The following is a 22,298-nucleotide window of genomic DNA, read 5'->3' as shown; positions in this document are numbered from 1 at the left end:
GGGTTTTTGTTCTTGGAGATACTCAATCAAGAATCTCAATAAAATTAATAAATGAGCAATATCGTTCCAACCATCAGTTCCGGAGTAGCCGGTCCACTCGGAGTTCTTCACCTTCCTCGTTTTTGGCAAAAAGCCTCATTGGGCGCTGCCGGAAAATTGCACGCCGAGTATCCTGCCTGTGGTGCAGGATATGATCAAATGACCTTGGATGCACTTGGGCTGGATAAGGAAACCACTTTGGCTTATATTGCTTCTGAGAAACCATCTTATGTTCAATTCGAAGCGTGGGTGAAAGAAAACATGAAAGCTGACGCGAACATCGCTGGTCACAATGCAGGAGTTGAAGGCTACATCCATAGCGACGAAACGCGTGCTGAAATATTTGGCGGTGCCGGCCTGAATGACGATTCTTGCGCTGCCCGCGATGCTGTGAATCTAAACAATTTAGACGATTGGGCCATCTTTCATAAAGAGGAGATTGCTGGTTAGTTGATTCAGGTCCTCGGGGTCTTTTCTTTCTAATTCATTTAATGGCCTCCAATTTCACCCGCTATGTGCGGAGGATTCACATGTACCTGGCGTTGTTTTTAACGCCTTGGATCTTGATGTATACGCTCAGCTCGCTCGTTTTTAATCACTTTGGAACGATTCGAGATTGGTATGGTGGGGATTTAAACGTATACGAACTGGAAGCAGAATTTGAATACAAGTCTACCTTTGGAGACGAAGTGACTCCGCTGGAGGCATCCAAGCAAATCCTTCAGGATCTCGATATGGATGGTTCACACTTTGTTCGTGGGAATCTAGGAGATGAGTTTACGATCATGCGGCAGTCGACCTACGCGATGAAACGGGTGGTTTATTATCCCAAGGAGGGAAGGGTGACGGTTGAAAAACAAGTTGCTAATATGCCAAGCATGCTCACGCGCATGCACATTCGGCATGGGTTTCAGCAAAAATACGCATCGATGAAATTATGGGGACTTGGAGTTGAGGTCACCGCTTTGGCGATGCTTTTCTGGATCGCCTCTGGAGTCTGGTTGTGGTGGACGATAAAGCCTTCGCGAATGTGGGGCGCGGTGTCTGCTCTGTGTGGTCTTGGTCTGTTTGGTGTTTTAATATTTGGCATGTAGGTGACGAAACCATGAAAAGCATGAACCTCATTTTTCGTCGGACCCACCTTTATCTGGGCATGTTTTTGGTCCCCTGGATCTTTATCTACGCGTTCTCTACCTTCATGTTAAATCATGGTCCAACCTTTCGTGAGCTGCGTCCGCCACCCGATGCCTGGACTCAGTTGTTGGAAAAGGATTACCAGGCAAGTATACCAGATTCTCAGGAAGCACTTCGTTCCTGGGCTCAAGAGTTACTTAAGGACGAAGGAATTTCTACAGCTCAGTGGGGCGTTAATAGAAATCCGCAACGTGTGCTCATTACCAGTCAACGTTTTTTAAAACCTGTTCGAGTGACCTACCGCTTCTCCGACCAAATGCTCATTGCAGAACAACGCGAAGGTTCTTTTTTTGAGGCTATGCTTCGTCTCCACTTCAGGCATGGGTATGGGCAAGGCGATCCCATGCAATGGATCTGGGGATTTATTGTGGATATCGTTTGTATCGCATTTCTCATCTGGATAATAACCGGGCTATATCTTTGGTGGAAAATTTCACACACCCGCAATTGGGGTTGGGTAGCGATTGGGGCCGGAACCATCACCTTCTTTGGGTTGTTAATTACTTTCTGAAATCAAAGGTTACCCGGTCTTGGATGCGATGGCCTTACTGGCCCTGGTTATTTCTCGCTCCAACTGTTTTGGATTAATCCACAATTATTTTTGTTAACAAAATTTCTATGCACGCAAATCTTCCTGAGTTTTCAAAAAACGGAATCCGTGAGCTGGATGTTTTTTTTAATATAGTCACCGAAGACGGTGAACCGCCAGGACTGGTTGCGCTAGTCAGTAACAAGAGGGACATCCTCTATCACAAAGGATTCGGAAAGCAGAACGTAGCAAAGGACATCGATATGGATCCGGATAGCTTTTTTCGAATCTTTTCGATGACGAAGGCGGTCACTTCGGTGGCTGTGATGATGCTTTTCGAAGAGGGCTTGTTGAGGCTGGACGATCCTGTATCCCGGTATGTTCCGGTATACGGAAATCGGCCGATTTTCGATAGCTTCAATGATTCAGGTTCCAGCTTCTTAACAAAGCCGGCAGAGAAAGAGATAACCATCCGTCATCTGCTTAGTCATCGGTCTGGATTCGGCTATGGATTTAAAAGTGAAACAGTTGAACTGTTAAAAGAGCTTACCGGAAAAGGTGAGCACAAACTGCCTTTGATGTTCGAACCTGGAAGTGAATTTCTTTACGGTCCGAGTACGCATGTCCTGGGCCGCGTAATCGAATCCATTTCAGGGAAAAGCTTAGATGGATTTTTTAAAGAAAGGATCTTTGAGCCTCTCGGAATGGAGAACACATTTTATGAGCTTCCTGATTGTGCATACGAGCGGCTGGTTACTACGCATGAAAGAAGAGAAGCTTCTTTAGTAGAGCTGCCCAACCCTGAAAAACTTCCTGTAATTCTTCGAGGCGATTATGGCCTGATCTCAAGGGCGGGTGACTACGCCAGGTTCCTTCAGATGCTTTTGCAAGTGACTGCCGGAGATGATTCACAACTGATAAAACCTGCTACCTTCGGCCTCATGGCCCAAAACCAAATCGGTGAAATTAACCTTCCTCAAGATCCCGGTGCGATGAACTACCGGTCGCGCCCGTTTCCTGCAGGAGGAAGAAACGATAAGTTCGGGCTCGGATTTCAAATCTCAGTGGATGAGGTGCCAGATTTGAGGCCGAAGGGCTGCTTAAGCTGGTCCGGCATCCAAAACACCTTTTTCTGGATCGATCCTAAAAACGAGATCGCGGCTGTACTTCTTATGCAGGTGGACCCCTACGCAGATGCGGCATGTATTGCGATCTTGCTCGGATTCGAACAGGCAATCTATCGAAATCTGACCTGGTAGGTTACTCTAATAATTCCATTAACGTATTGTTTATTCTCAGTGAGGGTAAGTATCGGTTCTTTCTCTGTCTTGGAAAGTAGTGGTACTCCTTGTCCCAGGAGAATGGGTACTATGGATACTTGTAAAATGTTTATCAGACCAGCGTCGAAAAAGGAAGCTGCCAGTTTTCCTCCGCCCATAAGCCAGGCTCGTTTGATGCCTTTCCCGTCCATTTTCTTACAAACCAATTCAGGAGTTTCCTGAGTCAATTGAATTGAGGGATGTAGCACTTTGAGGTTCCGGCTTGTGAACACCCAACTTGGAGTATTAGGTGACATCCACTGACCATAGTCCAAAGCAAAGTCATAGGTGTGACCACCCAGGATAATAGCGTCGAAAGATTTTTGAAATGCATTGAAGTCTTTTGAAACTTCTGAGTCATCGAAACTATGAAAATCGTTTAGCCAATCGACTCGAAGATCCTTGTCTGCAATGAAGCCATCCAGGCTAGAGGCGACATGGTAAATGATCTCAAGCATGAAAATTCTTTTGCGATCGATTCTCTTATTGCTATGCCGACTTTTTCAGCAATTGAGTAATCCATGGAGTTGCTTGTAGTAGTTTCCCTTCCATTAACGACCAGGGAGAAAATGCTTCGAATGGAGTGTTGATTGGATTTTCACAGGCCTGAAAAAAATCGATCCATGATACCCATTTTACTGCTTCCACCTCCAGAGGGTTGGGGATTATAATTATTTCCGGTTGAATAAAACCGATAAAGACCGGGCAAATTTCATTTTCCATCACACCTTGATGAATTGCCTGGTATCTGAAATTCGGTAAGGCCAGGGTCAGATCTACTCCTTCGAGTCCAAGCTCCTCTTTTAATCTTCGATTCGCGGCTTGAGTATGAAGTTCGTCCGGGGCGGGGTGACCGCAACAAGTATTTGACCAGATTCCGGGCCAGGTATTTTTGGTTAACGCGCGTTGTTGAGTTAGCATATTACCCTTGCGGTCAAAGAGGAAAACCGAGAACGCGCTATGAAGCGGAGTATTCATCGTGTGGACCCTCGATTTTTCAATGGTGCCACAGGGTTTTCCCAGGGAATCGAGTAGGACTACTTTCTCGATTGGATGCGCAGGTGAAATTGAATCCATAAATTATTATTTCTGAAGCACGTCCTTTAGTTGAAATTTAACCTCCATTCACTAATCCGTCATGCTTTAGCATTTAACTCCAAAAATAATCAAACTCCTTTTGTCACAGCAACGCTTTGGGTTGTTATCTCAGTTTACTTGTTTTAGTAACACGGCCATAGTATAGGAAGTTTTAAATTTTTACCTCAAATACCTATGAACAGACGACAAGCTCTCTCCCTTCTCACCAGCGGTTCAGCGGCTGGCTTACTGTCTTCAACTTTGGGAAGCAGTACTGCAAGCGCCCAAAGTTTCTCTGATCCCACGCCGGCGATGTCACCGATCAAAATCACGAAAGTGAAAATGATTAATACCTATCCCAATGGAACCGGTTTTGGCATCGTCAAGGTTGAGACAAGTGAACCGGGATTATACGGTATCGGTTGTGCGACAGGGATTCGCCGTTACAAGACACTGACTACCGCCGTTGAGGAATATTTGGATCCGTTACTCAAAGGAAAAGATCCGGACAATATAGAGGATATCTGGCAGACCGTTAATTTAAGCTCCTATTGGCGGAACGGCCCAATCCTCAATACTATTATTGCTGGTTTGGACCAGGCGCTTTGGGACATTAAGGGCAAGCGGGCCGGTCTCCCGGTGTATCAATTGTTAGGAGGAAAATGTCGCTTCGCAGTTGACACTTATGGACACGCCTCTGGACGAGATCTGGCCGAGTTGAAGGACAGTGTGCAGGAATACAAAGAAAAAGGATTTCGGCACATTCGCATACAGTTCGGAGGCTATGGAGCAACCCATCTGTCCAAGGGGGAGCCGGATTTTAGAAAAGGTGGTTTTGGCGTTGCCACGGATCAAGTGATGGAGATTCGGCCCTACATGAAAATCTTGCCCAAAATGTTTGAATTTGTCCGAAACGAGTTTGGAGATGAGCTTGAATTCTTGCACGATATCCACGAAATGATTCCTCCAATCGAAGCCATTAACCTTGTCAAGGAGTTGGAACAGTATCGACCCTTCTTCATCGAAGATCCGTTTGCTCCTGAAGACATTGGTTACTTCAAAATATTGCGTGAACAAACTTCCTGTGCTTTGGCCATGGGCGAGTTGTTCAATAATTCCCACGAATGGGTAGGGCTGATTACCGATCGTCTGATCGATTTTGTGCGTATTCATATTTCCCAGATTGGAGGAATTACGCCCGCATTAAAAGTAGCTCGTCTGGCGGAATGGTTTAATGTGCGAACCGCCTGGCATGGTCCTGGAAACACATCTCCCGTTGGACACGCCGGTAACGCCCATATCGATCTCGCCATTTGGAACTTTGGGATCCAGGAGCAAACCCATTGGAGGCCAGAAACCCTGGAAGTCTTTCCCGGATGTCCAACGATGGAAAATGGTTACATGTTTGTGAACGAAGCCCCAGGCTTCGGTATCGACATCGACGAAAAAGCCGCCGCCAAATACCCACTGCCCGACGAACCCTGGTATCGCCCAATCATTCGCCGACCGGACGGGACTGCTGTTCGACCGTAGCCGTTAGTTATAAAAGGTGTCAGGTTTCGGTGTTCAGGAAAAATGTAGGCATGGTCATAAGATCATGAACGCTACTTTCGGGTTTTCTATCGGAAATTTGCGCGGTTGACGACCTGGTTAAGGTGCTATGACTTTTAACAGGATAGATTGATCGGAGATTTCCAATTGTCCGACTAAATTATTTCTGAGGTTGAGGCCATCGATTTGTTGAAAGTCAGATGTTTTGGAATCGAAGGAAATGATTTCGAATTGGTCTCCAATTTGTGGATCATAGAGCCCTGATTGAGTGATCTTGAGCGTTCCTCCCAAAGTGACGTCTCCCGTCATTTCCAATTTACCCGTCCCGGTTCCCTCCGCTCCCAGGCCGATGGTGATTTCAACCTGACTGGTTTCTTCCAGAATCACATTCCCATCAATGACGAGCGGTCCAGAATCATTATTCGAACGGATGACGGCTTGATTTTCGAAGTTTGCACTTAGGGTGCCAGGACCACTTAAAAAAGTTTCGCTTGCCGCTGTAATTGTCTCGGCGGTTATAGTTCCAGTTGGCGTCGTTCGGATGTCGCCACGGATGAGATTCGGACTAGTAAATTCGATCGTTCCGCCACTTGATGCTGTGATGACGGCTTTTGAATTTTCTAGGTGGGTCAACTCGGTTAAGGCTGGAAGAGAACTCGTGCTGTTTTCTCCGGTGGAATCGATTCTGACCCTGCCGGTAAGGATGCTGAGTAAGGGCAATTCGATTCGTCCTCCTTGTTGGCTTCTGATGGATGTAGTTCCAATCAGTGATTGTGAGCCAGTTATTTCCAAAAGGTCAGGGAGTCGAATCAGACTGTTTTCATTGATCGCTACGAGCTCATTGTTACTCAAGGTTAGTGCGGTTAAACCGGGAATTTCGATTACGCCCCCTGACCTGGCCCGTAAGCTTAAGTTGTCCAGTGTTTGTAAATTTGTCAGGTCGGGTTTGAAACCAAGTATTTCTAATTCGCCGTTCGTTATTTCAGTAATGGCGGTGATGGGAATTTGGCCTGTTTCATCTATCGTCAGTTCCATATGATCCAGCTGTGTAATGGGTCCTGCCACCAATTTAGCAGATCTCTCTACATTGATGTCCGACGTGTCTCCTTCTCCAGGACCTGAAAGGCTGGAAATACCAGGGATGTGTAATTCACTACCTTCTCCATTGACCTGTAATCTAAAGCGTCCTGGCATGATGCTTTCAAGTTGAGGAAGGTCCAGAACGCCGCCGTTTGATGCTTCAAGCCTCATCATTCTGCTGCCAAAGGGTCCATCAGGATCCGGCGTTGTTATTGTATGCAAATTCGGAAGGGAGAGTCTGCTACCATTTCCGCTCGCTGTTAGATTTAACGCTGGGTTCGTTTCGCCCAGGCTGGTGATCCAGGGAATTTCTATAATGGCTCCTCCACGACATTCTATATTGAGATCTCCGGGAGTGAGGATCCCATTAATGATGAGTTGTGCGCTTTGTTTTTCTAAAGTGATAGATCCACTGATGATAGTTAGATCCGATTCAAACTTCGTTGTTTCAGACATAATAATACCACCTCCGTTTAGGGTGATAGGTCCGGAGAACACTGCATCCTTTGACATTCTAAATTCACCATCGATCAACTCACCACTCTCAGTTGAATTCAAGTTTCCGTTTATTAAAAATGAGCCGATCTCGCGGTTCAAAATAAACGTTTCGTTGATCGTGAGATTTCCAACTTCAGGACCAGTGTCGAACAAGACAACCGGGTTCGAATTTGGTCGGTCGATAAAAACGTTTTGTCTCGATAGCGGCAATCGTCCAAATATCCAATTGGAGGGATCGCTGTAACTTCCATCTTCATCGGAAGTCCAAACCGCCGTATTAGGATCCACAGGATAGCTAGTGAATTGAAAATCGAGGGGACCACCTAATGGGTTTCCTCTGATATCTTTGATGGCATTGGCTGGGATGGTCAATTCGTAGTCGTCAAAATCCAATAGACCGTCTTGCCACAGGACGACCAAATGAGGATTGGTTAATGAAAAATCCAGAATGCTGACAATTTCCCCGCTCACCTTATGCTTTAGTATGATCTGACCCAAGTCGATCGAAGCGGAATCTATCGGCTCCTTAAACCAAAGGGGGATACCTGCTAAGTTGAATCCGTATCCTCCTTCTAGAGACAAAGCCGAAAATAGTTCCGGCGGTGTAATGTCTGGTACAAGTTCCAGGATCTCAATATTCGACAAGCCCGTATTTCCGCCCGTATCGGTTGCGCGGGCTTGAATTTCGATCTCTGTTCCGGAAGATGCAATTGATGGCAAATAAGCAGGAAACACGGTATGTCCGGTTTGATTGGTTGCCATTAGTTGGCCATTCATCAACCATCCGCTCTCCCTGATTTGCTCGTCATCGAAAATACTTGCATCGAGGAATATTCGGCTTCCTTCCACCGCTTGGATGCCTTCCTTCGCCGGATCGATATCCATACTTGTCAGATCCAGTGAAACAACCGGCGGTGTTTCATTTCTGTCGAGGTCCAGATAGTTATATACTGTAAATCCATCGAACAGATCGCTGATAAATGCAAATCCGTTTTGTAGCGAGAGATTTTGTGCACGTCCGCTAACAACGATGGAGGTAAACAGCTGGTCGACAATAGTGGGATCATCCGATCTAAAAATATCTACGCCCGGGGTCGAAACGCCAGAAAAAGTTATCAGCAATCCTGACCCATTCGAGATCAAGCCCTGAATGGGTGGGTGCCGGCGGCTGCTGTAATCAATTGTGGAAACGCGGGGTCTGTGATATCCATTGTTTCGTAACCGTCATTCGTTCCGACATACAAAACATCATTTTCTGCGAGGATTTGCCAGCCGATGCCACTGATCGTGACCTTGTTCCCGGGAAATGGAGTTGAAGAAATCGTTGGGAACGTGGGGTCGTTCAAATCGTATATTACCAGGTTATCGTCCACTGCCGCAAATATCATATTTTTGTATGTGAGCATTCCCGATATATTGCCTTCAGTTGAAATAAGACCGATTGGGTCGAGTGAAGAAGCATCGAACATATGAATCTCGTTTGTGGTTTGCGCTCCCACCAAGACATAAAAGATCCCATCCTCATGGATAACGGATTGTGCTTCAATATGCAGGCTTCTCAGAAGGTTCGGATTTGTGGTATCCGAAATGTCCACAAAATGAATGGCCCCTGGTTCGTCGAATAGAAAGTGTCGATCGGCGGTCACTGCAGCAACCTGAGCAGATGGGCTTATTGCAACATTTAAATTAACACCGGGAAGATCCAATTCGCTTTCAAGAATTGGTAGAAGCGGATCACTGATATCGATGATCGCCAGACCGGATCTATTCGTCGCCACGTATGCATGCTCTGAATCGGTATCGATTCCAAATGGATTGTCGGATAAGGGGATGGTAGCCAACGTTCCTACCGGAAGGGAAAGTCCGTTAAGCGGGTTCTGGCCTTGCTGCAATTCCTCTCCATCGTTGATACCGTCTCCATCGGTGTCCGGATCGAGTGGGTCGGTTCCGACTGTCTCTTCAACGTCGTTCGGCAGGCCATCCAGGTCGGAGTCCGGTTCGTCCGACTCGGTCAGGAACACTGCTGGGATTTTTACGGAGCTTCCGGCCTCTGGTGATTCAAAGGCAGCCGTGCCGACTTCCAGTGTGTCAGGATCCGCGTATTCGACGACATAGAAAGTATTGGCGGCAAGTATTACACCATCAAATTTTCCTTGGCCATTCAATCGTCCGCGCCGAGTGAAGCCGGAATACACATCCGTCAGTTTGAAATAGAGCGGAGATGCTTTTATTTGTGGCATGTGCTCCCCGTTGTGTGTACTAAGAGTTCCCAGTCCGCCATTAGCACTGTTCGGTGATATTTGAACACTGATTTCTCCGCTGAGAGCAGCCATGCCACGAACAAAACCATCATAGGTGGTTTCCCATCCACTGGCTTCTAGCAGTTCCGTAAGGTCTTGGAGAGAGGTAGCAGCTTGTACTAATGTTGACTGTTCTTGATCCGTCATTCCTCCAGTGGAAAATCGATTCAAGCGGTCAATGAATGCGTCTAAATGAGCTTCGGTTAAATTGGATGGACGAGGTAGCGCTTTCAACGCAGTCGCTTCTGCGCCAGTGATTACAGCGCCACCGGGGCTCTCCGTGAACATGGCCTCATCGATTGACACCATCCATGATTCCAGGGTGTCAAGCTCCTCAACTGGTACTGCCCACCATTCTAGATCACCAGTGACGGCCATATTGAGGTCTTGGGTTCTTTCCATCAGATCGATTTGGTCTTGAAACAGCTGAATGTAGGAATCCTCGAAAAGTTGATAACCGGGGTCGGATAAATTTGTAGGAAAACCGGATGATGCCCCACCGCTTTTGCACACTGCCAGTTTGGCCAGATTTTCAGCAATGCCGTTGGACTTGAGTAGGTTTTTTACTAGTCCAATGCCTGGGATGCATCCGATGGCAGCTCCTACGGCGGCCTTCGTAGCACCTTTGGCATTACACCCGCTAGGATCGATGTCGCATCCCACAGCAAAGTCGGCCGCAGATGTAGCAACGCTGACGGCGCAACCAATACCTGGACTCAGCTTCAAGAGGTTGATTGCGGCACCTCTCATACATTGTAGGGCAGCTTGCTGCATTTGTTTCTCTTCGGTTTCACACGGACCATCGTCATCGCTCGCCCCTCCGTCATCACCCGAATTGCCATTGTTGATGCCGTGCCAGCCAGGCGCGAGAATGCCGACTCCTGGATCACTGATTAAGTGCATACCATCTTCGGAAACTGTCATGCTACCTTGAAGCTCCCAGCGGCCTGCATCGTGGTTGAAACTCCACAGTCCACTTTTGGCACCTGGTAGCAGCACTTCACCGGTCAACGGGTCGGGTAAGTTAGGAAACCGCACGGCAGCTGGAACATCAAATCGGGTTGCACCAAATGTCTGTATAGAGATTACTAGAGGCATTGCTAACTCTTGAGGCAAGGGAGCTGGTATCCTGTCAGGCGGTACAGGAATGATGGAGGCCTGGGTGAAGGTGTTACCGATGTCATCCCGGGCGGAGCCAGGGGCGATTTCCACACAGACCCCGTCCCACATGGATGGATCGATCCCTGGGAAAAGGTTGGTGAGCACACTTTTGCCCTCAGTACCAAAACCCACTTCGGTCGTCTCAGTTTCCGACAGAGTTTCAACGTCGCCCAGAGACATGAGGGGCAGGTAAATATCGAACGGATCTCCGTCCATGGAGATTTGAATCGATTGCCCCGGAAAGCTGTGGAAAGATTTTCCTACATTGGGATAAGTGAATCCGTTAGGCGTATTGTCGGCCGTTCCTCCTACGATGTGGACAAAGAATTCCGGGATGGGCATATCAACCAACTCGAATCGACCGTTACTATCGGTGGTGGCTGACGCAGCAGGAAAAGCGTTCACAAAGATGGTTACTCCTTTAATGGGTTCTTCGGTAAAGGAATCTTTAACGTATCCCCATACATTCGTTCCTGGAATACGTGTTGAAGGGAGCGTACGGAACACGGTTTGATTGATGCCGCCTGGAGTTCCGTTTCCATCTGCATCCAATGAATCGCCGCTGAGACCATGGATCAGATTACCATCCACAATGACTTTAATTTGGGTGGATGAAGGGAAGGGGTTTTTTGGAAAAAAAGTAGCAAATCGTTTGGTGCTGCTTACCTCGACAGTTCCCTCAATACGCGTCTGGTTTTGTTGCAAATAAAAGGAGTTTTCATCAATGGATTCAGGATCCATTTCCTGGTTGAACCGCAATACCGCATTTCGAGTTACATTGACCATCTCTTCACCCTCAGTGGGGGTCATTTCGAAAATACGAGCGGGTGGCAGTGAGGGATTTGTGCCATCCTGATATTCCTTGAGGTTGCTGACCGTATCCTGATCAAAATCCAAAGGCGCATCGAAAGGATTCACCGGACTGAGGAAATTTGGAAATCCCAGCTCGAACACGTCGTCGATGCCGTCTCCATCCGTATCCAGAGGGTCGCTGATCGGAATTTTTTGAACCACATAGAACGTCTTTCCGGGACTCGCAAATTCACTATCAGATAAGAAACCCGTACCGTTGATCCCGAGTTGAGCCGCCACCGCAGAATCCAGAACGTCGACCGTTTGGCCGCGCTTCAGTAAGTAATAGGATTCTGCCTCTGAAGGAAATTCCAATGCCAGGACACCGTTTTCATTTAACTCGATGGATTGGACCCGGAATTCCTGATCCTGGGCTACTATTGGCATTGAAAGGATGTAACCGATCAGGAGGAAATTTCGAAGGAAAAACTGGGAGCCAGAATAATGCATTTAATTCGGGGTTCTTTGCTACATCTATCGCAGAGAATACACATGTTAAACCGACCCTTTGATTCTGTCACTGTCTTTTATTAAAAGATCCGCATTCTCTTTTTCTTGGATCCGGCGACGCCTCCATGGAAGCGAATGGTTTTCAGGCTTTAAACAACTCTGACTCGATATCGCGGAAACCTTTAAACTCGAGCGCGTTGCCAGAAGGATCGGCGAAGAAAAGGGTACCTTGTTCACCTGGCAATCCTTTGAACCGAATGTAGGGCTCGATGATGTATTCAGTTATTACCCCTTCAAGTTTCTTGGCGAAACGCTCCCAATCGTCGAACTGCATGATGACTCCACAATGGGGAATCGGTACTCCATGATTGTCGACCGGATTGTAGAGAGCCGGGACTTTCCCTTCTGGTCCAAGATCTGGATTCAGGTGTGTAACAAACTGGTGACCGAACATGTTGAAGTCTACCCAGTTCTCTGCGCTGCGTCCTTCGGAGAATCCAAGTTTGTTTCCGTAAAAGTCACGGGTTTCAGCAATGTCGCGCACGGCAACGGCGATGTGGAAAGGAGTGAGTGCCATTGATAGAAAAAGTTTGAATATAGAAGTAAGAAGTTAAAAGAAAAATAATTGATAGGCTGTACCTATGGTAGATTTATCTTGGCTTCAATTATTTGTCCGGTCCTGGGCCTTCCTATAAAAGGAGCGGGCTTTTTGGAAGGAGTCGATTGCCGTTTTCCTGGTCTCTGGATTGGACCAAATAGCTTCCGTTTCGGCCCACCTGAGCGTGGTGTCCAATCGGGCTAACAGGTAGGATGCGTCGTCTTTGTTTGCTGGTGGTTGGCTATTCACGGTCACATAAATCGGACTGGTATGGGCAGCCATGGTATAGCCCCACCAATCCTCGGGGTCGGGTGTATCGTGACCGGCTCGTAGAGCAACCCAGCCGGATTTTTCAAAGCGAAGTGGATATTCGATTCGTGTGCGTTGTTGAAAGTCTTCGTTGCGAACTTCATAAACCACTTCTCCGTCTTGAATGATTTGGAGGTAGTTGATGGGGCGTTGAGTAAAACAGCTGCCTGTCACTTCGACGGTAAAAGGGCCATCACCTGAAAACTGCAGGTCGCCGCCGATGGGTTTTCGGTTTGCTGAAAGCGAGAGTAGGGGACCGTTGGTTACAAAGGTGTTCCCTTCGCGGATGGCATTCATTAATCCGTCGTGCGACCATTCGTCCACGCTGGCGTAGGTTCTTGCAACCGATCCAATAGGACGTGCGGCCGACATTTTATCGGTCCCTCCAATGAGAGGAAGGCGAACCCCGCAGTTAAGCATACGGTAATACAATTTTCCTGAGTCAGTGCCGGTAGGTTTTGTTTCGTAACCGGGAATGACGAGCCCTTGTCGAGTACGTCGATTGTTGTTCACGATGTCTGTGCTGGTCCACTCGAGTCCGTCGAGCAAGTTGAGCGCCCCGCCAACGGCGGATCCATGACCTGGCCAGAATAAAAAGTGGGCATGGAAGGCGAGGCCGTCTTGATCGTGCATGCGCTGCGTGACCTGCCAGTTGAGTGGTTCATTCGGTAGAGGAGTAGGTTCCGTTTTTCCTGTGCCGGTATAAACAAGGACGGGTTCGATTGGATCTTTCATCCCCATCAAGGTCATGTGCCCTTGTTCCATGTCGCGGACTTCCTGGGACACATAGACGATGCGATCCTTGGTCGAAACGGGGTTCGGCTTTCCCGTTACCAATCCTCGAGTATAAAGCGGATGTTCTGGCCCAATAAACATGAGATTGGTGTAATCCACATCTTCGATTTCCATTTGCCGAAGTGCTCCTTCCGGGGAAAGCGAGTGCACATGCGAATCGGCGTTCATCCAACCGCGAGCTTGCATGTCGATACCTTGTTTGAGCTTGAAAGTGCGGACAATCGTTTGGCCAGCCTGGCCGCTCAAATTCAGTGCAATGGTTGGCTGTTCATACTCAAATCCATGAAAGAAACGTAATGAGTAGCCGTCGATCGCACGAAGGTGAACCGTGAATGTTCCATCTTCGATCATGGCCCAGGATCGGTTGCCGCGATTTACCAAATCTGGCTCCAGAGTGGCATTGTCTACATGTCCTTCAAGCTCGCCGAGTTCCGTGTGGCCCATAGGCGGATAATACCTGTCTTGCGAATCTGTGATGCGAACCCGGTGGGGAACCGGCACCCCGGAATGGGCATTTACAACCCGAGCTTTCAGTATCACCCGTTGATCCTCGGGGATTACGGGTACCGTACCAACATCAAGCGGAACGGTTTGATTATTGGGAGCTATTCTCTGAGTTCCGTGGACTCCGGGGTGTGCTGTGCAGATAGAAAATGAGAAACTAATTTGCAGTACTAAAAATATGGCTAGGCGAGCGGATGGCATGATGTTCAAGGTAGGAGTACTGTCGGTTGATTTGCAATAGTGGTACCATTTAGGCGATGGAACGTCAACGGCTCGGGGCGTAAAGCCCCTCCTACAGTTCAGATTCCAAATCCACGGGACAGCACCGATCTTGAAAAGGTAGGGCAGCAGCGTCCCGCTGCGCCGTGTATTTTTAGGAAAGTGTGAAACGGCATTGCGGGGACGCAATAGCCCTTTTGGCCCGCGGATTTCTCTTTCCTGTATCCGTTCGTACTGTAAGATTCCTTCTCTGTGTTCTTCCCCAATCAACATCTTCGGTTTGTCTTCATCTGTACTCTTTTCGTTTCGATTTGGGGAACAATCTCGGGTTCTTCTCCCCAAATTCCCTTCATCGATCTGGCGTCGGACTATTATCGCCAGGTACTGGTTGATCGTGAAGAGGGACAATATCTTGGGCATCCGAGTACTTGCCTGCTTGACGATGGTAGAACGATTCTCACCGTTTACCCCAAAGGGCATGGTAAAGGTGGTCTTGTTTATAAACGTTCGATCGATGGTGGATTAACTTGGTCGGAGCGCTTGGCGACCCCTGAGTCCTGGGCTACTTCTCGGGAAGTTCCGACGCTTCATCGAGTGACCGATGCGGCCGGCAAAAAACGCATTATCCTGTTTTCCGGGTTGTATCCGATTCGGATGGCGGTGACTGAGGATGATGGGGAAAACTGGTCGGAGTTAAACCCGATTGGTGATTTCGGCGGCATCGTAACGATGGGTTGTTATTTTTCGATCAGGAATAAGCCCGGCCACTACACCTGCCTGTTCCACGACGATGGTCGTTTCATCCGCGAGAATAGCAAGCGGCAGGACCCTGCAGTTATGACTTTGTATAAAACGTCTTCCACCGATGGTGGCCTGACCTGGGGGCAGCCGGAAACTATTTTTAGCTCTGCCGAGATTCATCTTTGTGAACCTGGGGTGATTCGGTCGCCCGATAGCAAACAATTAGCTGTTTTGCTGCGTGAGAATCGACGGGTAAAGAACTCGCACATCATCTTCTCCAACGACGAAGGCAAGACCTGGTCCGAACCTCGGGAGTTACCGATCACGCTGACTGGGGATCGGCACACCGGGAAATATGGTCCCGATGGTCGGCTCTTTATTTCTTTCCGCGGCGTAACACCCACCAAGGGCTTTAAATTTCAGGACAGTCAGGAAGAAGCTGGAAAGATGCCGACGAATGGTGACTGGGCCGGTTGGGTCGGTACCTGGGACGATCTCGTCAACGGAACACCCGGTCAGTACGTGGTTCGCCTTATGGACAATAAGAAAGGCTACGACACCACCTATCCGGGAGTCGAAGTATTGCCCGATGGAACTTTTGTTATTGTGACCTATGGTCACTGGACTGAACATGAAGAACCGTACATTATGTGTGTGCGTTTTAAGCTAAATGAGCTTGATGCCAAGGTGAGTCATTCCACTGAAGTTCAATTGAGCTCCAATTTTAAAACCCTTAATCCATAGCGTTGTGTCTCTAATTAGTTTCTCCCGGCCGACAGCAATTATGCTTGTTAGTATTCTTTTTGGCGCTGGTCTCGCTTTTGCTCAACAAGTGCCGGATCTGAATTACAATCCGGAAATAAAAAGCCCTGCTTATGAAAAAGGAAAGGGTCCGCTGGTGGGGATTGATGAAGCGCATACCAATTTTCACACAGCAACAGGTCGGTACGCACCCTTTGCGAATCTAATCATGCGTGACGGGTATCGAGTGGCTCGGGTTAAAAAGGCTTTTTCAGATGCCGAGCTTAAGAATCTCGATATACTTGTAATCGCGAATCCCATTCACCAAAGTAACGACCGAAACTGGAAGCTTCCCACGCCGTCGGCTTATACGGAAGATGAAATTGCTGCGGTTGAAAAATGGGTGAAAGAAGGAGGGTCGTTGTTTCTTATTGCCGACCACATGCCCTTTCCCGGCGGAGCTGGAAAGTTGGCTGAAGCGTTTGGGTTTAAATTCAGCAACGGATTTGCTTATCTGGGAAATAGTCTTGGTTCTAAGCCAGATGAATACAAACCGGGTTCGGGATTGATAGATTGCGCTGTTACCCAAGGAAGAAGCAAAAGTGAACGCATAACTAAGATGGTTACTTTTACTGGTTCTGCTTTTCAAGCTCCAGAGGAAGCCATTGAGGTCCTTGTTTTCCCCAAGAAATCAGTTTCAAAAGAACCGAAGGAAGCCTGGAAGTTTGTTAGTGGTACCAAAGAGGTAGATATATCAGGCTGGTCGCAAGGGGCCATAATGAAAGTCGGAGAGGGGCGTATCGCAGTATTTGGTGAAGCCGCCTCGTTCACTGCACAGCGGGCGGGACCACAACGCCGGCCAATGGGCATGGCATCCCCAGATGCCCCACAAAATTTTCAAATGGCGCTTAATATCATGCATTGGCTAAGTGACTTGGAAGGGATGCCACAGTGATTTTCTGCTTTTTCATTTGTTCTTCGAACCGCTCGGCGATCGGTCCCTACCTGTCTGTTTTGGGTAGGGCGATTTCGCCGAAAGCGCCGATATACCTTAAATTTCACTCGTAACGTTCGAATTTGTAGTGATATCGATTGAAAGGATGAAACACTTATTATTTTTTATTTTTCCTCTAGTTATCCTTATTTTTTGGGGATGCGGAAATGCTCAACAAACGTCGGAAAACAATTGGCCACAATTTCGGGGATATCAGGCCAATGGGTTGGATTTGCGCAAACCGACGCCCACTGAATGGAATGTTGAATCCGGCCAGAATGTTTTGTGGCAAACACCGGTTTCAGGGCTTGCTCATTCTGCGCCGATTATCTGGGGAGAACGCATCTATGTAACTACAGCGGTGGGCCCTGGAGAAGCAGAGTTGAAGATCGGATTGTATGGAGATATTGCTGCGGCTGAAGATCAGGGATTACACCAATGGCGCTTGCTTGCAATCGACCGGAAAACGGGACAGGTCATTTTCGATAAGTTGGGGCATGAAGGTATTCCGAGAAGTGTACGACATACCAAAGGAACACACTGCAATTCCACGCCCGCGACGGATGGCGAACACATTGTTGCTTATTTGGGTTCCGAAGGACTCTTCTGTTTCGATATGGACGGGGATCTGGTTTGGAAAAAAGACCTGGGCTCTATGGATGCCGGTTACTTTAAGGTGAAAACCGCCCAGTGGGGATTTGCCAGTTCTCCTGTTATTCATGACGGAAAAGTGGTTGTTCAATGCGATGTACAGGAAGGGGCTTTTTTGGCGGTATTCGATTTGGAATCGGGAGAGGAAGTATGGCGTACGCCTCGAAGTGATGTGCCGACTTGGAGCACGCCGACAGTAGTTGAAGTCCAAGGACGGATGCAAATCCTGGTCAATGGCTGGCACCATACCGGTGCGTATGATTTTGAATCCGGCGACGAGATTTGGAAATTGGATGGAGGAGGGGATATTCCGGTCCCGACTCCTATCCTTGGAGATGGTATGGCCTACTTCACCAGTGCTCATGGAGTTTTTAGACCCATGCGAGGAATCCAGCTAACTGCGAAAGGAGATATCACGCCACCTACCATCGAAGACACGAACGAAGCCATTTCCTGGGTACATCATCGTAGAGGCAATTACATGCAGACACCTATTTTGATCGGTGACCATTTGTATGGCTGCGATGATCGAGGAGCATTGACCTGCTTTAATCCAATTGACGGCGAGATTCTGTTCAGTGAGCGGCTAAAGGATAATGGCTTCACCGCGTCTCCCGTGTCTGATGGAAATCATATTTATGTTACCAGCGAATTTGGAAAAGTCTGGGTGTTGAAGGTGGGAGATGCTTACGATGAAATCTCCATCAATGATCTGGGTGACAATTGCCTGGCGACACCCGCTATCGCACAAGGAACATTATATTTCAGAACTCAGCACTCCCTGCTTGCCATTGGTGAATGACGGAAGAGTCAAAAACGACCGGCATTACTTTCAAACGGTCTGTCGTGATGTTGGCTTGGTCATATCCGGTGAATGCATTTTTATTCTACCGTTTGTTCTAACCCGTATTTTTAGACCCACCTTTCTCGATGTGTTTGAGTTAACCAATCTGCAGCTAGGCTCGGCCTTTGCCGTTATCGGGGTTGTTGCCATGTTGTCATATTTGCCGCCATGGGACTTATAGCCACTTTGAGTTTCCGGAAAGTTTCCAAAGTTCTCAATTGAATCAGGACTGATTTTCAATCTTCCTTGCAGAGCTAATACACTGACTGAACTATCAAGCTCAACCATTACTCATGACTATGATGAATTCTTATGTTCCAAAAATAGTGAGGCTAGGTCTCCTGCTCGCCGTTGTCGGTCTATCTGGAAATGCGATAGGTGCTAATTTTCAATTCGGGAAAGGTGACCATATAAGTATTGTCGGCAATTCCCTGGCTGAACGCATGCAGCACGACGGGTGGATGGAAACACTGCTTCACAGTGAGTTTGCGGACCATGAACTCGTGTTTCGTAATATGGCCTTTCCTGGCGATACGATTAAAAAGCGTCCTCGCAGCAAGGGATTTACTCCGGAGGAAGAATACCTTAAATTGTGCGAAACGGATGTACTGTTCATCCTGTTCGGATACAATGAGTCGTTTGCTGGAAACGATGGGCTGGCAGCGTTTGAAAAGGACCTCACTGAAGCGATCGATCGGTATCGCAATCTCAAGCCCAATGGCCGATCTGAACCTCGTCTGGTGTTGTTTTCGCCCATTGCGCATGAGGATTTAGAAGATCGTAATTTACCTGACGGGAAGGAGAACAACCGTCGACTCTCATTGTATTCCAAATCCATCGAGAAAGTCGCGACACTAAAGAATGTGGTTTATATCGATCTATTTTCAGCTTCTGAGGAATTGTATAAGAAAACCGATGAAGCGCTTACCATTAACGGAATCCATCTGACCGAAGAGGGTAACCGGCTTGTTGCGGAGGTCATTGTCAAGGAGCTGACGGGAAAGAACGTAAATGCAAATGCGGATTTGGAAACACTGCGTGAGTCCGTTCTGGATAAGAGCCATCACTGGTTTAACCGCTATCGTGCCACCGATGGCAACGACGTTTGGGGCGGAAGGTCAACCCTCACCTTTGTGAACAATCAGACTAATCGTGAGGTTCTTCAAAATGAATTGGTCATGTTTGATGTAATGACAGCAAACCGGGACAAGCAGATTTGGGCACGAGCCAAAGGTCATGATATTAAGGTAGACGATAGCAACGTCCCTTCTCCTGTGAGCGTTATCTCCAACGTGGGTGGCGGGAGCAAAAGTTCCAATGCCGCAAAAGAAGGTTCTTTGGGATACCTCAGCGGGGCAGAAGGCCTGGAGAAACTTACGGTTCCTGATGGTTTTGAAGTGAATCTTTTTGCGGATGAAAAGATGTTTCCAGAGTTGGTGAATCCTGTGCAAATGGCGGTCGATCCCAGAGGAAGACTCTGGGCTGCCGTTTGGAAAAATTATCCGAAGTGGGAGCCACTTACCTCCATGGACGACGCTTTGCTCATATTTCCCGACGAGGATGGTGATGGAGTCGCCGATAAGGCGATTACTTTTGCGAAGGTACAGAATCCAACCGGGTTTGAATTTTGGAACGGAGGTGTGCTCGTTGCCTCGCAACCGGATATTCTGTTTCTGAAAGATACCGATGGAGACGACGTGGCGGATGTCCGCATCGTTATGCTGCACGGTATCGGTTCTGCAGATACTCACCACGCGGCGAATGCATTTGTTTTTGGACCGGACGGGGGGCTCTATTGGCAGAGCGGTATTTTCCTGGTGAACAATATTGAGAACCCTTACGGGAATGCGTTGTATACTGGCGAGGCCGGTATGTTTCGTTTTGATCCTCGTCGATTCACGGTCAATTTCCATGCTCCCAACCGTCCAAATCCGCATGGCATCAGTTTCGATTATTGGGGCTACCATTATGCAACGGATGGCACGGGCGGTCGGGCATTTCAGGTTGTTCCTGACGTGCAGGGTTTCAAAATGCAGCAACTATTGACTAATACTGTTCGGCCCGTTCCGGCAAGTGGCATTCTTTCGAGCACGCATTTTCCAGAGGATATGCAAAACGATTTTTTAATATGCAATGCTATCGGATTTCTCGGGATCAAACGCTACAATCTGGATCGTATCGGTGCCACGGTTACTACGATTCAAGGAAAACGTGACAAGGCTAAGGAAGTTACCTTGATGCTTAACCACGGCGAGGTTTGGGGAAACGAAGCGGAAGACCTGCTTGTTAGTTCCGATAAAAATTTCCGTCCTTCCGATATTGAGTTTGGCGCTGATGGCGCGCTCTATATTGCGGACTGGCACAACGTTATAATCGGGCATATGCAGCACAATGTGCGCGACCCCAATCGCGACCATGAACGGGGTCGCATTTACCGCATGACTGTCAAGGACCGTCCATTACAGGAGCCGGTTGATATTGTGGGAGCCTCTTTGGAGCAACTGATGCAAAACCTTGAACATCCCGTCAATGGAATCCGCTACCGCACGCGCATAGAACTCAGTTCCCGCAATTCTGAAGCGGTCGTGGCAGCTTGCAAACAATGGATGAAGAAATTTGATCCAACCAAAGGGGAAGATGCTCACCATTTGCTGGAGGCACTTTGGTTGCACCAGCGCCACGATGTTCGCGATCATTCATTGCTGACGAGCTTACTCCAATCGCCCGAAGCACACGCTCGCAATGCGGCCAAGACGGTTTATCACTTTTGGTACCATATGAGCCCGACCGGAAGTATGCAGGCGGTCGTCGTTGAAAATCCAGAGGCGGTTATGCAGAAATCCGGTATTATTTCGGAGACGGATTCATTACTCAGAATCCGCATCGCAACAGTGGTCGAAAAGATGCAATACGACTTTACGGAATTTAGCGTAAAAGCGGGGAAAAAGATCGAGCTAACATTCTCCAACCCTGATTTTATGCCTCATAATATCGTTTTTGTTGAGCCTGAATCCGCGGATGCTATTGCGACTGCCGCACTCGATTTGGGTACCGAAAGTTTCGCCAGGAACTTTGTACCTGAGGATGACCGGATTATTATCGCCAGCGGGTTGGTTAATTACGGTGAGGAGGAAACCCTCGTTTTTTCCGCGCCCAAGAAACGAGGAACTTATGAGTTTGTTTGTACCTTTCCTGGTCACCATTTGCTCATGCGAGGCATCATGGTTGTTACTAAATAGTTTGGATCCTCTACTTGTTTATTCGGATCGCCTGAGTTTTCGTTTTCTGAATATTCGTGAGAAAAGAGTGAGCAAAATCGCTCCGGCGATGCATCCAAGAACGAAGGAGATAAGAAAATATTTTTTACCTGGTCGAGGTAACATTTCTTTCACGTTTTCTTTGAGCTTATGGGAAAATCGATGGGACAAGTCTGGTAATAACCAATCCGCCAGGATTTCGGCATCCTTGTCCGTGATGCTCATATTGGGCATGAGACTTTCTTTCTGATCAAAGCGTGGTTCCTTTAAACGGTGAATTAGCCATTGCCTGACTTTTACTTTTCCTGAGGCGTTACGAATAGTGTTTCTTGACTGCGATTGGCTTATGAACGGTTCGATTGTGAGTTGATCCACTTTGTCTAATTGTTCGGCATACTCCTTCGATCCGAGTCGTTTCAATAGATGATTTCCTAGTTCAAATCGGTTTATCGCCGGACCAGTTATTCCAATCCCTTTCCCATCAATGATGTGGCATCCCATGCATGAATATTTATTTAAAAGGGACACTAGTACCATGTAACACATAAAGTTTCGTATAGACAGGCTTCTGAGATTGCGCCATGTTTGAGTCATG

At 47.8% G+C, this 22,298-nt stretch carries 16 protein-coding genes and 1 pseudogene; 10 read left to right on the top strand and 7 right to left on the bottom strand.

What is annotated here, in order from left to right:
* The first annotated feature begins 51 nt into the window (after window positions 1–51).
* From O3C43_09225 to O3C43_09210, 4 genes are all read left to right on the top strand, one after another.
* On the top strand, window positions 52–489 hold the full coding sequence (locus tag O3C43_09225) for a DUF5069 domain-containing protein (protein ID MDA1066670.1): 438 nt from the start codon (window positions 52–54) through the stop codon (window positions 487–489).
* Between the two features lie 41 nt (window positions 490–530).
* The gene (locus tag O3C43_09220) at window positions 531–1,133 is read left to right on the top strand and encodes a hypothetical protein (GenBank protein ID MDA1066669.1); all 603 of its coding nucleotides are present in this window, start codon (window positions 531–533) and stop codon (window positions 1,131–1,133) included.
* A gap of 20 nt (window positions 1,134–1,153) precedes the next feature.
* Complete coding sequence (locus tag O3C43_09215; GenBank protein MDA1066668.1) at window positions 1,154–1,744, top strand: PepSY-associated TM helix domain-containing protein; 591 nt, start codon at window positions 1,154–1,156, stop codon at window positions 1,742–1,744.
* 107 nt (window positions 1,745–1,851) lie between these two features.
* Window positions 1,852–3,021, top strand: coding sequence for a serine hydrolase (locus O3C43_09210; protein ID MDA1066667.1), 1,170 nt, complete (start codon window positions 1,852–1,854; stop codon window positions 3,019–3,021).
* Here O3C43_09210 and O3C43_09205 read toward each other — a convergent pair.
* A complete protein-coding gene (locus tag O3C43_09205) occupies window positions 3,000–3,539 on the bottom strand; it encodes a dihydrofolate reductase family protein (protein MDA1066666.1) in 540 nt (179 codons plus the stop codon). The genes O3C43_09210 and O3C43_09205 overlap by 22 nt on opposite strands.
* A 31-nt stretch (window positions 3,540–3,570) precedes the next feature.
* Window positions 3,571–4,158, bottom strand: a complete 588-nt coding sequence (idi, locus tag O3C43_09200; GenBank protein ID MDA1066665.1) for an isopentenyl-diphosphate Delta-isomerase — start codon at window positions 4,156–4,158, stop codon at window positions 3,571–3,573.
* A 195-nt stretch (window positions 4,159–4,353) separates the two neighbouring features.
* Here idi and O3C43_09195 point away from each other — a divergent pair, with 195 nt between their 5' ends.
* Window positions 4,354–5,691 carry a starvation-sensing protein RspA gene (locus O3C43_09195; protein MDA1066664.1) on the top strand — a complete coding sequence of 446 codons (1,338 nt, stop codon included), beginning with the start codon at window positions 4,354–4,356 and terminating at the stop codon, window positions 5,689–5,691.
* A gap of 117 nt (window positions 5,692–5,808) precedes the next feature.
* On the opposite strand, the gene O3C43_09190 is transcribed toward O3C43_09195, so the two are convergent.
* The 4 genes from O3C43_09190 to O3C43_09175 all read right to left on the bottom strand — a co-directional run bounded on the left by O3C43_09190 (window position 5,809) and on the right by O3C43_09175 (window position 14,457).
* Complete coding sequence (locus tag O3C43_09190) at window positions 5,809–8,430, bottom strand: Ig-like domain-containing protein (protein ID MDA1066663.1); 2,622 nt, start codon at window positions 8,428–8,430, stop codon at window positions 5,809–5,811.
* Window positions 8,427–11,987, bottom strand: a complete 3,561-nt coding sequence (locus O3C43_09185) for an Ig-like domain-containing protein (protein MDA1066662.1) — start codon at window positions 11,985–11,987, stop codon at window positions 8,427–8,429. The genes O3C43_09190 and O3C43_09185 overlap by 4 nt, the downstream gene beginning before the upstream one ends.
* A 205-nt stretch (window positions 11,988–12,192) precedes the next feature.
* Window positions 12,193–12,627, bottom strand: a complete 435-nt coding sequence (locus O3C43_09180) for a VOC family protein (GenBank protein MDA1066661.1) — start codon at window positions 12,625–12,627, stop codon at window positions 12,193–12,195.
* 84 nt (window positions 12,628–12,711) lie between these two features.
* The gene (locus tag O3C43_09175) at window positions 12,712–14,457 is read right to left on the bottom strand and encodes a CehA/McbA family metallohydrolase (GenBank protein ID MDA1066660.1); all 1,746 of its coding nucleotides are present in this window, start codon (window positions 14,455–14,457) and stop codon (window positions 12,712–12,714) included.
* Window positions 14,458–14,727: 270 nt separating this feature from the next.
* Between O3C43_09175 and O3C43_09170 the strand changes: the two genes are divergently transcribed.
* The 5 genes and pseudogenes from O3C43_09170 (at window position 14,728) to O3C43_09150 (ending at window position 21,685) form a co-directional block, all read left to right on the top strand.
* Window positions 14,728–15,960, top strand: coding sequence for a sialidase family protein (locus O3C43_09170; protein ID MDA1066659.1), 1,233 nt, complete (start codon window positions 14,728–14,730; stop codon window positions 15,958–15,960).
* Between the two features lie 4 nt (window positions 15,961–15,964).
* A complete protein-coding gene (locus O3C43_09165) occupies window positions 15,965–16,912 on the top strand; it encodes a DUF4350 domain-containing protein (GenBank protein MDA1066658.1) in 948 nt (315 codons plus the stop codon).
* A gap of 145 nt (window positions 16,913–17,057) precedes the next feature.
* Window positions 17,058–18,404 (top strand): PQQ-binding-like beta-propeller repeat protein, encoded by a 1,347-nt coding sequence (locus tag O3C43_09160; protein ID MDA1066657.1) that lies wholly within the window; start codon window positions 17,058–17,060, stop codon window positions 18,402–18,404.
* A 55-nt stretch (window positions 18,405–18,459) separates the two neighbouring features.
* Window positions 18,460–18,609: pseudogene (locus O3C43_09155) on the top strand (MFS transporter).
* 136 nt (window positions 18,610–18,745) lie between these two features.
* Window positions 18,746–21,685, top strand: coding sequence for a GDSL-type esterase/lipase family protein (locus O3C43_09150; GenBank protein MDA1066656.1), 2,940 nt, complete (start codon window positions 18,746–18,748; stop codon window positions 21,683–21,685).
* A gap of 18 nt (window positions 21,686–21,703) precedes the next feature.
* On the opposite strand, the gene O3C43_09145 is transcribed toward O3C43_09150, so the two are convergent.
* Window positions 21,704–22,298: hypothetical protein (locus tag O3C43_09145; GenBank protein MDA1066655.1), on the bottom strand; the 595-nt coding region annotated here is incomplete at its 5' end.

The sequence above is a fragment of the Verrucomicrobiota bacterium genome, from assembly GCA_027622555.1.
Taxonomy (GTDB): domain Bacteria; phylum Verrucomicrobiota; class Verrucomicrobiia; order Opitutales; family UBA2995; genus UBA2995.
The sequence above is the reverse complement of the archived record's forward strand: the minus strand, read 5'-3'. Positions and strand labels throughout refer to the sequence as shown.